We start from the raw sequence: 13,161 nt of genomic DNA on the forward strand, positions 1-13,161 counted from the left end.
TCCCTTCGAGACCGCTGTTCAGCCACGGCAACGCGCCTCAACGACGACGAGCCAGATGAGGAACATTCCACCGGCGACCACCGTGACGACGCCCGTCGGCATGCTCACGAACAGGAGATGCTGAGCGACCAGATCGGCCAGCGCCAACAGGAAAGCCCCCGCGAACGCCGCCGGCGCGAGCGTGACGCCCGGCGTGCGGGCCGCCCTTCTCGCCACCTGCGGGGCGGCGAGCGCGACGAAGGCGATCGGCCCGGCCGCCGCCGTCACCACTGCGGTCAGCGCAACGCCCAGCACCATCGCGGTGCGCCTGACCGACTCGACCCGAACACCCGTCGCCGCTGCGGCGTCGTCGCCGAGTTCGAGTTGACGCAGGCTCGGTCCGCAGGCGGCGACCGCCACCAGCAACACCGCCGCAGCCGCCGCAGCCCAGCCGAGCTGCTCCCATCCGGTCCCGTCCAACGACCCCGTGCCCCACACCCCCGCGCGGATCGCGACCTTCAGGTCGGCGTTCAGCAGGAGCCAGGTGTTGACCGAGGCGAGCATCGCCGAGACCGCGATACCGACGATGATGAGCCGGAATCCCTGCACGCCGTGTTTCCACGCCACCACGTAGACGACGACGGCCGTCGCCATGCCACCGGCGAAGGCACCGCCGGCGAGTTGGAGGTACGAGCCGCCGAGGACGACGAGGACGACGATAGCCCCCGTGTAGGCACCGGCCGAGAATCCGATGACGTCCGGCGAGGCCAGCGGATTGCCGATCATCGACTGGAACACCGCGCCCGACACGCCCAGGGCCGCACCGAACACCACCGCCGCGAGCGCTCGCGGCAGCCGCCATTCGACGACCACGGTGCGCGCGAATCCCGCCTCCGGGTCGCCGATCAGCGCCGACCACACCTCGCCGGGAGTCAACGCATAGTCGCCGCGCATCAGCGCCCAAACCGTCACCGCGAAGGTCGCCGCCGCCAACACCGAGCACACCACGACGCTGCGCAGCGACCATCGCAGCGCGGCCCCTCCTCGCCGCACCACGACCGACCGATAGCCGAACTCCGGGGCGCTCACAGCCCACTCACCCTCGCTCGCCGTACCAGCGCGATCAGCACCGGTCCCCCGACGAAGGCGGCGACGATACCGACCGGCAGCTCGCCGGGGCGCAGGACCACACGCCCGATGATGTCGGCGATCAGCAGCAGCGCTGGAGCCAGGAGCAGGGTGTAGACCAGAATCCACCGTTGATCGGGACCGGTGAACCAACGCGCCACATGCGGCGTCATCAGGCCGATGAATCCGACCGGGCCTGCCACCGCCGTGGCACCCCCGGCCAGCAACGTCGTCGCCGCGACCACGACGAGGCGGGTCCGGGTCACGTGGGCACCCAGAGACGTCGCCACGTCGTCACCGAGCGCGATGGCGTTGAGCGAGTTCGCCGCCAACGCCGCCAGGACCAGACCGAGGCAGAGGAACGGCAGCACCGGCAGCACCACCTCCCATCCTCGATCCACGATGCTGCCGGCGTACCACCCGCGCATGCGGTCGAAGGTGTCCCGGTCGAGCAGCGCGATCCCGCTCACCAGGCCCGACAACACCGCCGACAGCGCCACACCGGCGAGCGTCAACGGCAACGGATCGACACCACCGCGACCGGACGCGCCAATGAGATACACCGCGACCGTCACCACCAAGGCCCCGGCGAAGGCGAACCAGACGTCGTCGCCGATGGCGCTCGCCCCGAAGGCCACGACCCCGATCACGACGAAGAACTCCGCGCCGGCGTTCACGCCCAGGATTCCCGGATCGGCGAGCGGATTGCGCGTCAGCGCCTGGATCAGCGCTCCGGCGACCCCCAGCGCCACCCCGACGCACAGCCCCACGGCCGTCCGAGGCACCCGCATGTGCCACACGACATAGGCGTCGCCGCGGCCGGTGTCGTGCAGAAGGGCGTCGATCACCTCAGGCAGCGGGATGTTCTTCGACCCCACGGCGACACTGAGCAAGCAGACAACGAGCAGCACGGCGCACGCGAGCGCCAAGCCCGCGAAGCGCCGTGCTGCCAGAGTCTTCCCGCTACTGTCCACTCTGGTTGAGCGCGGACGCTTCGAGTTGCGCCATCACCTGATCGAGCCACCACGCGACGCTCGCCGGGGTCGGCGGATTCACCGCGTACCAGGTGGTGTCCTTGAGATACACGAGCGTTCCGTTCTGCGCGGCGGGCAACTCCGCGACCCGTGGGTCGGCCTCCAGCGAGGCCCTGAACTCGCCCTCGGGATCGACGTACTCGTGCGTGACCAGGAAGACGACGTCGGCACTCAACTGGTCGATGTTCTCCAGGGAGTACTTCGGCGCTTCGGCTGCGTTCTCGCCGCCCTCGCCGCTCGGCTGGCCTTCCCCGAGCGTCAATCCGAGGCCCAGGATGGGGCCGTTGGCGTACTCGGTGAGCCAGAGTTGCTGGTCCTCGTCGCTGAGCACCGCGAGCTGGAAGCTCTTGCCCTGCAAGCCGGGCAGCTTCTCGGCGGCCGCCGCGAGCGTGGCGTCATAAGCCGCGACCGCCTGGTCCACCACCGTGTCGTCGTGCCCGGTGAGGGTTGCGAGGTCGGCCAGGCTCTCCTGCCACGTCGTGGCGCCGCCTTCGGCCTGGGTGTACCGGCCCGCGTAGGTCGGCGCGATCTCGGACAGGTCCTCGTAGAGCTTCTCGTCGATCTGCCAGGGGTTGCTGCCGACGATCAGATCCGGCTCCCACTCGGCCACGGCCTCGGCGGAAATGTTCCAGTCCGCGTCCCACAGGTCGGGGTCGAACTCGCCGTCGTAGTCGAGCCACGGGTAGTCGTCGAGGTCAGCCTTCTCACCGACCACCACCAGCGGCTCCTCACCCAAGACGTCGAGCAGTTCCACCATCGCGGCGTCGAGGACAAGGATCCGCTCCGGCTTCTCGTCGACCGTGATCTCGCCGTAGGCGGTGTCGACCGTGGCAAAGCCGGGACCGTCGTCCTCGGCCGATCCGGAGCAACCGGCCAGCGCGAGGGCCGCCGCCAGGAAGAACGCAGTCAGCGACCTCGTTCGGGTCGTCGTGGTCATCGTCGTCGCCTTTCGCTCGGTCGATTCAAGGGGAGATCGTCCTGGGCAACTGTAAGTTAGTCTTACCTAAAAGATGACCGGAAAGCTCTCACCTGGTTGTCATCGAGCGAGCGGAGGAAGGACCGTGTTGGTCAACACCCCGCCACCCATCCCCGGCTCCCGCCTGCACGAACCGGACCACCTCGATGAGCCGCTCGTGCTGTGGACTCACACCGGCGTGACCCATGTCCGCTTCGGCGACGGCGAACCCCGGCGCATCACGGCGGGGTCGGCCCTCTGGCTGCCGGCCGGGACCGAACACGACGTCTGGAGCGAACCGGGGTCACTGACAATGCCGCTCTGGGGATTCGACGCCCCACCAGGAGGAACCGCCGACCGGGTGAGCGCCTTCGACATGCCCGCGCAGTCCTCGGCGGAGTTGATCGACCACTACACCAGCCAAGGGTTCGGCGACTACACGTGGATTCACTCCTCGACGCCGCCCACCGAAGGCACCTGCCCGCTACCCACCGGCGCGGGCTGTCCCCCGATGCCGCGCAGCGGTCCGGCTCGCCGCGTCGCCCAGGAACTGCGTGACTACCCCGCCCTCGACCGCACCCTGACCGAGTGGGCGACCTGGGCGGCGTGCAGCCCCAACACGCTACGGCGCGGCTTCTCCTCCCAGACCGGCCTGACCTTCGCCGATTGGCGGCTCCTCTCGCGCCTGGCCTACGCAGCCGATCTCCTCGCCGCCGGCGCGAAGGCCGGGGAGGCCGCAGCGGCCGTCGGCTTCGCCTCACGGTGGGGCTTCGCCCAAGCCTTCCGCACCCGCTACCACCTCACCCCGCGCGACTACGCCGCCCAGGCGGCCGAGGCGAGCCGGACCCTCGCCGAGGCACCGGCGGAGAAGGCCGACACCGGTCCGCTGAAGGAGAACGTCATGGTGTGGGTGCGAGCCGGGGAACTGCGCGCCCGCTTCGCCGGGAGAACGTGGGCCGGGCGCACCGACGATGTTGTCTGGCTGCCCGCCGGGTCCGTGGTCGAACACGCCGCCGACTCGTCCCTGCCGTTGAGCGTCCTGTGCACCGAGTGCGTCCAGCTCGCCCAGCCCCGCCGCGCGCGTTTCGCCCGAGGCTGGCACCACTGGCTGCTCTGGGCTTCGGTCAGCACGAACACGCTGCTGCGTCCCGAAGAACACCACGGCCGACATCCCCGGCTGGCTCGACCGCTCCACGCCCACGTCATCAACGCCTTCGAGGCCCAGACGAACGCCGACCGCGCCCGTGCCGTGCCGCTGCCGTCCGACCCGGCCGCGCGCGCCACAGCGCGGACCTTCCTGAGATCGCTGAGCGCCGACGACCGCAGCGGAGTCCGCGAGGCTCCCGCGCAGGTGCGCGAGGCGTTCCGCCGCGAGACGGGCCTGAGTTACGCCGACTGGCGTCTCGCGGCCCGTATGCGCGTGGCCCGCACACTCCTGCAGGACGGCGTTCCCAGCGGGAGCGTCGCGCCCCGCGTCGGCTACACGATGGTCTCGAACTTCTCGCGCGCCTTCACCCGCTTTCACGGCATCGGCCCCCGCGAGTTCCAACTCTTCGAGGGACCCGAGGACCACCCGCTCCTGGACTGAATCAGCCGCGCATGGCGACACCGCGACGCCAGTACCCCATGAAGGCGACCTGGCGGCGATCCACGCCGAGGTCGTTGACGAGATGCCGCCGCAGCGTGGTGACCACCTTGCTCTCGCCGGCGATCCAGACGTACAGGCCAGGAATCCCGTCGGCCGGCTCGTCCAGGTCGGCATCCGACGACGAGAACGTGGGGGTCTCCCAGAGGTCGTCGTCCACCTCCTCATCCGGCACCGGCTCACCGCCCCCGGCCCCGGCCCCGGCCCCGGCCCCGGCCCCCAGATGACCGAGTACCGCCGCGATCAGCCGCTCTCCGAGGTCGGCACCGTCACGCGGCAACCAGGTCACCTCGACTCCCTCAGGTGAGACGATCTCCAACACATCGGCACTGGTCGGCACCTCGCAGAAGGCGTGTCCTCGCACCCCGCCGGGCAAGTCGCCGAGAATGCGGGAGATCGCCGGAACCGCCGTCTCGTCGCCGGCGAGCACCACGCGGACGGCGTCGCCCGGCTCGTACTCGATCCCGCCCCAGTCCGTGCCGAGACGCGGCCCCACCACGATCACCTCGTCGCCGGGCGCGGCCGAAGCCGCCCACGACGACGCCGGCCCCGTCGCCCCCGGTTCCAGGTGCAGCACGAAGTCGACCAGCAGCCGGCGGTCGGCGCCCGCGCCGCATACGTCCCTCACCGAGTAACTGCGCATGGCACCCCGCTCGGCCTCTGGAAGTGCCTCCCAGACCGGGTACCACCGTTCGCCGTGGGGACGCAGATCCGGTAAACGATGACCCGCCGACGGGAAGATCAGCTTGAACCGCTGATCGTAGTGGGGACCGTCCACCCCGAACTCGGCCAGTTCCTCGCCGCCGAGTTCGATGCGCATGAAGTGCGGCGACACCCGCGTCGCGCTGACGACGCGCGCCCTGGCCACCAGGGTCTCCGATCCGGTCATCAGTCCTCCCGAGATAGGTGGAAGCCGCGTACTCCTCAACAGCACCCGCGTCAGGCTAATGCCAGGTGCCGCCCTCGATGACCACCGTCAGGTCAGGTTGTTGTCATCGGGCACGGTGGGCCAGGACGATGCCGTCTGCGGAGTGGAGGGTCGTCCAGGTGCCGCCGTACTTCTCCTCGGCCCACATCTGCGGGTACAGCGGGGAGCCGATGCCGGCCCAGGTGTCGAACAGGACATAATCCGGCGTCACGTCGCCAATGGTGCCCGTCCAGTACGCGCGGTGGTCGGTGACCACGTGACTCAGCAAGGCGATATCGGTCTCGACCGAGGCACCCTCGGGGATCAGCGCGATGGCCTCCCGAGCCGCCGCAGCCCGCGGGGTGTCGCGGTAGAGGCCGGGATCGGCCAGCTCGGTCAGCGGCGACAGCGCGAACAGCACCGCCGAGACCCCCACCGCCACCGGCAGGAGCCAGCGCGTCCGCGGGCGCTGCTCCATCGCCTCGACGGCGGCGCAGAACACCACCGGCATGAGCACAAGCGAGTAGTGCCACTCGATGCCCCAATAGGTCGGCACGTCCCCGGCGAAGCGCCACAGGAAGGTCGGCACGACCACCCAGGCCCAGGGCGACCACAGCGCGGCCAGCCCGGTGATGGCGAAGGTCAGCAGGAGCGTGGCACCCTTGGTGAGCGGCTCGGCCGCGAGCGTCGCCGCCAGTCCGCCGCCACCGCCGAGCGCGCCGGAGTAGGCGTACTGCCCCGAAGCGTTGACTGCGGGCAGCACGACGACCACCGCCAGCAAGAATCCGGCCAGCCCGCACCCGGCCGTGATCGCGCCAAGGCGCCGCTCGCCGGCCCACCACAGCAGCGCACCGATGACGATGACGGTGATACCCAAGTCCTCCTTGACCAGCACGAGCGGGATCGACCATGCCGCCACCGCCGCCGGACGGCGTTCGACCCAGGCCGCTCCGGCCAGCGCCAGCAGCGGCGCGGCGAAGGCGACCTCGTGGAACTCCGCATCCACGGCCGACTGCACGCCGAACGACGTCGCGCACAGCACCCCGATCAGGGCGCCCGGACCCGTGCCCAGCCGGCGCACCGCCAACGCGGTCACCACGAAGATCGCCCACGCAATCAGCGCCACCTGGGCGATCAGCAGCGTGCGCGGGTCCGGGACGAGCCGGTACGCCGGGGCCAGGACGGCGGTGATCGGCGAGAAATGGTCGCCGAGGATGTTGAAGCCCGGCCCCTTCACGTCGACGACGGGGACCGACAGGTGCGCGTATCCGGCGACGGCCTGCTCGAAGATCGCCAGGTCCCACGAGCGGACCTCGAAGCGCGCGAAATGCCGCAGCGCGAGCACGCCGTAGGCGAGAGCCGAGGCGACCGAGACCAGCGCGGCGACCGACCGGGGCGGGTCCAACAGCCAGCGCCTCATGCCAAGGTCAGGTTCTCGCCGGTCTCCGGATCGAACAGGGCGATGTCGCGCTGCGGCAGCACCACGCGCAGCGACTGGCCCGGGCGCACCTGGTGGTCCGACGGCACCTGGGCGACCAGGAAGTCCTGGAACAGGTCGAACTCGAACATGTCCTCAACCTCATCGAGCACCTCCGCGAGCGCCGGATCGAGGTCGAAGCCGAGGAAGGCATACTGCGAACGTCCCCGCCATTCGACATCGTCGACTCCGGTGGTGAACTCGACACCGCCGGTGACGTTCACGGCGTCCTGCGTGGCATCGATGCACTGCTCGGGCCGCACGCCCGCGATGACAACGGACCGCTCGCCGATGGCCTGTTCGATGCGCTGGTCGATGCGGATCGACGCCAGCGGCGTGACCAGTTGGTCGCCGTCGCGGAAGGCCGGCAGCAGGTTCATCGGCGGCGAACCCAGGTAGCCGGCGACGAACATGTCGGCCGGACGCTCGTACAGCTCCTGCGGCGAGCCGATCTGCCGGATGCGTCCCTGGTGCAGCACCGCCACGCGCACGTTGAGGCTCAACGCCTCGTCGACCGAGGACGTGGCGATGATCGATGTCCGCTCGCGGGCGGCCTGCCAGTGCATGACCACCGACCGCAGGTGCGGCCGGATGCGCTCGGACTGCGCCGAGAAGGGGTCGTCGAACAGCCACAGCCGCGCATCGCGCACCAGGGCGCGGCCGATAGCGACCCGCTGCCGCTGGTCCTCGCCCAGCCGGGACGGCTTCAGGCCGAGGATCCCGCGCAACGCGAGGTCGTCGGCGACCTGCTCGACCCGATCGGCCAGTTCGACCCGGTCGTGGCCACGGCGCAAGGTGGCGGCGAAGGTGAGGTTGTCGAGCACGTCGCGGCGCGGGTGCAGCGCATAGTCGGCGAAGACCATCGCCATATCGCGGCGGCGCGGCGCGTGGTGACGCACCTCCACGTCGTCGACGACGATCTCGCCGGAATCCGGCTCCTGCAACCCGACCACGGTGCGCAACAGCGCCGTGCGGGCGGTCGCCGACGGGCCGATGATCGCCACCTGTTCGCCGTCGGCCACCTCCAGGTCGACCTCGTCGAGCAGCGGCAGTCCGGCGGCGGTGGTGACGGTGAGGCCACGCAGGCTCAGAGAACTCATCGGTAAGACCCTCCCAGAAGACGGGTGATGATGCGCGGTGCCACGAGCGCGAGGACCGCGACGGGCGCGGCCCACAGCAGTCCGGCCGCAGCGACGACGGCGCTGGAACCCGGATCGGCAGCGCGCTCGGTCAAGGCGACCGGGAGCGTGGTCGCCTGGCTTCCGGTGACAGCGGTGGCGAGCGCGAAGTCCTGTGCCACCACCACGACCGCGAGCGCCAGTCCGACAAGCAGCGCCGGTCCGACGGCCGGGAACACGACCCGCGTCGCGGTCGAGACCGCCGTCGCGCCGTCGACCCGAGCGGCCTCGGCCAGGGACCACGGCGCGGCCGAAAGGACCGAGGTGGTGATCCAGGTCACCAGCGGCACGGCCACGACAAGCTGGGCCAGCGCCACCCGTAACACGGCATGGTCGGCGAGCGGTCCGCTCTCGGCCAGGCGCAGCACGAGGTCGCCCGCGCCCAGCGCCCAGGCGATCATCGGCACGAGGAAGCCCCCGAGCGCCACCCGGCGGACCAGGTGCCGCCCGCGCCAGCGCGAGCGGACCAGCAGCAGCGCCACGCCGACGGCGGGCGGCAGCGCGGTCACGACCGCCAGCACCGCCGCCACCAGCGAACGCACGGCCGCCCCGCGCAGCACCTCGTCGTCGAGCACTATGGAGATCGTCCCGGTGTGCCAGGCCTCGGGCCATAGCGCGCTCGGTACGCCGCCGTCGGACATCGCCAGGGAGACGACCCACAGCATCGGGATCAGCGTGAACACCGCGAAGATCTCCACCCCGAGCACGGCCCACACCGACACCCGCCGCGAGGAGTCCGCCACGAGCACGCCCCAGGCGCTCGTGGCCATGAGGACGCCCGCAACGCCGACCCACAGCACCCGGTCGGGCGAGGCGATGGTGAAGATGGCGACGTTGGCCAGCCCAAAGCCCAGGACGAAGGCGACGATGGCCGCCGACAGCCGGGAGCGGACCGAGGGGATCGTGGGGGTCATCGCCGCCTCACCACCTGAGTCAGGCCCAGGACGATCCCACCGACCGCCACCGGGATCAGCACCAGCACGACGGCGGCTGCGGCGGCAGGGCCTCCCGACAGCAGGCCGAAGGCGTTGTCGGCGATGAGCGCCGAGGCGCTGGTGCGGAACGAGCCGGGTTCGCGCACGAGCAGAGGTCCTTCGAGCAGACGCCACGAATCGATCAGCCGGTAGGAGGCGACGGCGGCGAGAGCGGGAGCGACGGCCGGCCAGATCACCCGGCGCCAGCGTTGCCACGACGTCGCTCCGTCGGCGACGGCCGCATCCAGCAGCGACGACGGTACCCGTGCCTCGAAGGCGGCGTGGACCAGCACGACGACCAGCCCGGTCGTGCGCCACAACTCGCCGAGGACGACCCCGGCCAGCGCTCCGGCGGCGCTAAAGCCGTCGAGGCCGAACCAGGCCGTGAGGAACCCGCCGTCGACGGCGGCGCGCCCGGCGTGGGCACCGACGATCAGCCCCACACCGGCCGGGACGAGCGCGAGGAAGCGCGCGGGCCACCACAGCCGGGTGACGTGCCAGAGCGCGACGGTGAAGGCCACGCCGAGGACGAGTTGCGCGACGGTCAGGCCGAGCGCGAGGACGGCGGTCGTGCCGATGGCCTCCCACCACTCGGGCGACCGGAGGACCGATACGTAGTTATCGATCCCGGTGAAGGAGCCGCCCGCAGCCACGGTGCCCGCATGCAGCGACCGCCAGACGAGCCAGGCGAAGGGCACCACCAGGACCAGCGCCAGCAGCGCGAGTCCGGGGACCGCGCTGGCCACCTGGGCGCGCGTCGGGCGGCTGCCGAGGGCGTGTGCGTCCCGGAGGGGTACCGCCTGGCGGCTCAGGCTCGTCATGCCAGACCTCCGCTCTGGAGGCGGCGCAGTTCGGCGGCGGTCGTGCCCGGCGTCGCCTCGCCAACGGACGCCAGTGGCCACCACGTCGTCTCGACGGCCCGCGCCAGGAGCGCCGCGTCCGGAGACTTCGGCTCGGGCACACCGCCGGCCAGGCTGGTCGTGACGAGGTCACCGCCACCGAGATCCGCCGTCGTCTCCTCGGCGGTCAGGACGCTCTCCAAGGTCGGCAGGTGGCCGGTGTTCGCCACCAACCAGCGCTGCGACTCCTCACCGGTCAGGCAGGCTACGGCATCCAGCGCGTGCCGAGTGTCGCTTGCATTCTCGGTGACCGCAAGGGCCATTCCGGCCATCGGCGAGACCGGGGTCTCAGCCGCCGCTGACACCAGCGGGTAGGGGGCGACGTGAACCTCATTTCGCACGGCACCGAGCACCGACGACGACAGGAGCGAGACCGGGCCGACCAGGAAGGTGCCGCCGGGTGCGGCGAAGGCGTCTGCGGCCTGTGCGGACGGGCCGGGGCCGACGTCCGAACCGGCGTAGGTGCGCACGACGGCGGCCGCGTCGGCACCGCCCGGTCCGGAGAGGACGGCGGCGAGGTCCCGGCTGTCGCTGAAGCCCTTCCCGTCTTCACCCGCCGCGAGCGCGCCGACCCACTGGGTCATCGTGCCGGCGATCTGCACGGTGCCGCCGATGCGTGCGGCACCGGCAGTCAGCTCGTTCCAGGTGATCGCCCTGGTCATGTCCAGGCCGGCCCGCTCGGCAACCGACCCGCGGTACAGGAGCACCTGGGGTTCGTACCACCACGGGGCAGCGACCACCTTCGAGCCGACGGTTACAGCGTCCACGGCGGCCTCATTGCGGCCCTCCACGAGGTCGGCTGCGGCATCGCCGGGCAGATCGGCCAGCAGACCGGAGCCGGCCAGCTCGGCTATCTCGGCGGTGTCGACTCCGGTGATATCGAGTTGTTCGCCGGTGCGTAGGCGCTGGACGAGGTCGGCGCGGCGCTCGGCCGGATCGGCCGGAGCCTCCACGAGCTCGATCCGGTAGGAACCCCCGGCGTCGTCGGTGCAGGACCGCGCCAGCGGGGCGTAGGTGGATGCATCGGCGAGATACCAGCGCACGACACCGCGCTCGTCACCGGCTCCGGCGCAGGCGCTCAGAGCGCTCGCGCTGAGCAGCAGGCTCCCCGCAACGGCCGCGGCGCGCGCCGTCCTCCCTCGGCTGGTCACGGGTCAACTGTGACACATGCCACGACCTCCCCCGGCACCCGCTGGGCACTGGACTTCGCCAGCCGGGTCGCCGTCAGAGGGTGACGTCCTCCAGCATCTCGGTGACGAGCGCGGCGACGGGCGAGCGCTCCGAGCGGTTCAGCGTGACGTGCGCGAACAGCGGGTGGCCCTTGAGCTTCTCCACGACCGCGACCACGCCGTCGTGCCGTCCCACGCGCAGGTTGTCGCGCTGGGCGACGTCGTGGGTCAGCACGACCTTGGAGTTCGCGCCGATCCGCGACAGCACCGTCAACAGCACGTTGCGCTCCAGCGATTGCGCCTCGTCGACGATGACGAACGCATCGTGCAGGGAGCGGCCGCGAATGTGCGTCAGAGGCAGCACCTCGAGCATGCCCCGGTCGATGATCTCGTCAATGACCGGCTGGGAAGTGACCGCGCCGAGGGTGTCGAAGACGGCCTGCGCCCACGGCCCCATCTTCTCGGACTCACTGCCGGGCAGGTAGCCGAGTTCCTGCCCGCCGACGGCGTACAGGGGGCGGAAGACCACGACCTTCTTGTGCCGCCCACGCTCTAGCACGGCCTCCAGCCCAGCGCAGATCGCCAACGCGGACTTGCCGGTGCCGGCACGGCCGCCGAGCGAGACAATGCCGATCTCCGGATCGAGCAGCAGGTCGATGGCGATGCGCTGCTCGGCCGAGCGCCCGTGCAGCCCGAACGCCTCGCGGTCACCGCGCACCAGTTGGACCTGCTTGTCGGGGGTCACCCGCCCCAGGGCGCTGCCGTGGTCGCTCAGCAGCACCAGCCCGGTGTGACACGGATATTCGGCCGCCGCGAGCAGATCGAGCGTCCCCGCGTCGTAGAGGGTGTCGAGGTCGTCGGCGCTCACCTCGATCTCTGCCAGGCCCGTCCAGCCGGACTCCGCAGCCAGTTCGGCCCGGTATTCCTCAGCGGCCAAGCCCACGGCCGAGGCCTTGACCCGCATCGGCAGGTCTTTGGAGACCAGGGTGACCCTCTTGCCCTCGTCGGACAGGTTCTTGGCCACGCTGAGGATGCGGGTGTCGTTGTCGCCGAGACGAAAGCCCGCCGGCAGCGTCGAGGAGTCGATGTGGTTCAACTCGACGCGCAGGGTGCCGCCCTCGGAGCCGAGGGGCAACGGGGCGTCGAGAGTGCCATGCACGACGCGCAGGTCGTCGAGGAAACGCAGGGCCGAGCGGGCGAAGTAGCCCAGCTCGGGGTGATGGCGCTTGGCCTCCAGTTCGGTGATGACGACGACGGGGAGGACCACCTCGTGCTCGTGGAAACGGGTCAAGGCACCGGGGTCGGCCAGGAGGACGCTGGTGTCGATGACGTAGGTGCGGCGCTGGGTCGGGTTCACAGCCACGGCTGTCTCCTCACGGACCCGCACGCGCCCCCGCGCGCCGGCCCTCACTGATCGGTGCGAGTGGGGCGGTCTGGCTCAGGGGCGAGCGTCAACACCTTCGCAACGTAACCCCGCGTGCGGCCAGACCCCCGGCGACACGCCAGCGCGCGTGTAACGGTCCGATGAACAGATCGGTCCCTGAGGTGCTGCGACGAAGGAGCAGCCTCGAAGGGCGAAGGGACCTACCGCGGGTGGTCGTTTCGAGGCTCGGCCGCAGGCGGCCTCGCACCTCAACGACCGGGGTTGTCCCGGTCCCTGAGGTGCGAGCGAGGAACGAGCGAGCCTCGAAGGGACCTACCGCGGGTGGTGTGGTCGTTTCGAGGCTCGGCCGCAGGCGGCCTCACACCTCAACGACCGGGGGCAACCGGGTCCCTGAGGTGCGAGCGAGGAACGAGCGAGCCTCGAAGGGCGAAC

11 protein-coding genes are annotated in these 13,161 nt (G+C 70.9%); 1 reads left to right on the plus strand and 10 read right to left on the minus strand.

Annotation, left to right across the window (positions count from 1 at the left end; genetic code table 11):
* Positions 1-18: 18 nt before the first annotated feature.
* Genes QM597_RS08305 through QM597_RS08315 form a run of 3 tightly spaced genes read right to left on the minus strand, consistent with a single transcriptional unit; the run spans position 19 to position 3,078 of the window.
* Positions 19-1,068: a FecCD family ABC transporter permease gene (locus tag QM597_RS08305; protein WP_415004408.1), complete on the minus strand. Its 1,050-nt coding sequence runs from the start codon at positions 1,066-1,068 to the stop codon at positions 19-21.
* Positions 1,065-2,081, minus strand: a complete 1,017-nt coding sequence (locus QM597_RS08310) for an iron chelate uptake ABC transporter family permease subunit (protein ID WP_415004409.1) — start codon at positions 2,079-2,081, stop codon at positions 1,065-1,067. Before QM597_RS08310 ends, QM597_RS08305 begins: the two co-directional genes overlap by 4 nt.
* Positions 2,071-3,078, minus strand: coding sequence for an ABC transporter substrate-binding protein (locus QM597_RS08315; RefSeq protein ID WP_415004410.1), 1,008 nt, complete (start codon positions 3,076-3,078; stop codon positions 2,071-2,073). The genes QM597_RS08310 and QM597_RS08315 overlap by 11 nt, the downstream gene beginning before the upstream one ends.
* Before the next feature lie 124 nt (positions 3,079-3,202).
* On the opposite strand from QM597_RS08315, the gene QM597_RS08320 reads away from it, so the two are divergent.
* Positions 3,203-4,684, plus strand: a complete 1,482-nt coding sequence (locus QM597_RS08320) for a helix-turn-helix domain-containing protein (protein ID WP_415004411.1) — start codon at positions 3,203-3,205, stop codon at positions 4,682-4,684.
* A 1-nt stretch (position 4,685) separates the two neighbouring features.
* On the opposite strand, the gene QM597_RS08325 is transcribed toward QM597_RS08320, so the two are convergent.
* The 7 genes from QM597_RS08325 to QM597_RS08355 all read right to left on the minus strand — a co-directional run bounded on the left by QM597_RS08325 (position 4,686) and on the right by QM597_RS08355 (position 12,732).
* Positions 4,686-5,630 (minus strand): siderophore-interacting protein, encoded by a 945-nt coding sequence (locus tag QM597_RS08325; protein WP_415004412.1) that lies wholly within the window; start codon positions 5,628-5,630, stop codon positions 4,686-4,688.
* Between the two features lie 103 nt (positions 5,631-5,733).
* The gene (locus QM597_RS08330; RefSeq protein ID WP_415004413.1) at positions 5,734-7,068 is read right to left on the minus strand and encodes a DUF2079 domain-containing protein; all 1,335 of its coding nucleotides are present in this window, start codon (positions 7,066-7,068) and stop codon (positions 5,734-5,736) included.
* Complete coding sequence (locus QM597_RS08335; RefSeq protein ID WP_415004414.1) at positions 7,065-8,225, minus strand: ABC transporter ATP-binding protein; 1,161 nt, start codon at positions 8,223-8,225, stop codon at positions 7,065-7,067. The genes QM597_RS08330 and QM597_RS08335 overlap by 4 nt, the downstream gene beginning before the upstream one ends.
* On the minus strand, positions 8,222-9,217 hold the full coding sequence (locus QM597_RS08340; RefSeq protein WP_415004415.1) for an ABC transporter permease: 996 nt from the start codon (positions 9,215-9,217) through the stop codon (positions 8,222-8,224). The genes QM597_RS08335 and QM597_RS08340 overlap by 4 nt, the downstream gene beginning before the upstream one ends.
* Entirely contained in the window at positions 9,214-10,098 is an 885-nt protein-coding gene (locus tag QM597_RS08345; protein ID WP_415004416.1) for a carbohydrate ABC transporter permease, read from the minus strand. The genes QM597_RS08340 and QM597_RS08345 overlap by 4 nt, the downstream gene beginning before the upstream one ends.
* The gene (locus tag QM597_RS08350; protein ID WP_415004417.1) at positions 10,095-11,327 is read right to left on the minus strand and encodes an extracellular solute-binding protein; all 1,233 of its coding nucleotides are present in this window, start codon (positions 11,325-11,327) and stop codon (positions 10,095-10,097) included. The genes QM597_RS08345 and QM597_RS08350 overlap by 4 nt, the downstream gene beginning before the upstream one ends.
* 73 nt (positions 11,328-11,400) lie before the next feature.
* Complete coding sequence (locus QM597_RS08355; RefSeq protein ID WP_415004418.1) at positions 11,401-12,732, minus strand: PhoH family protein; 1,332 nt, start codon at positions 12,730-12,732, stop codon at positions 11,401-11,403.
* Between the last annotated feature and the right edge of the window lie 429 nt (positions 12,733-13,161).

This window comes from Aeromicrobium sp., from assembly GCF_047607065.1.
Taxonomy (GTDB): domain Bacteria; phylum Actinomycetota; class Actinomycetes; order Propionibacteriales; family Nocardioidaceae; genus Aeromicrobium.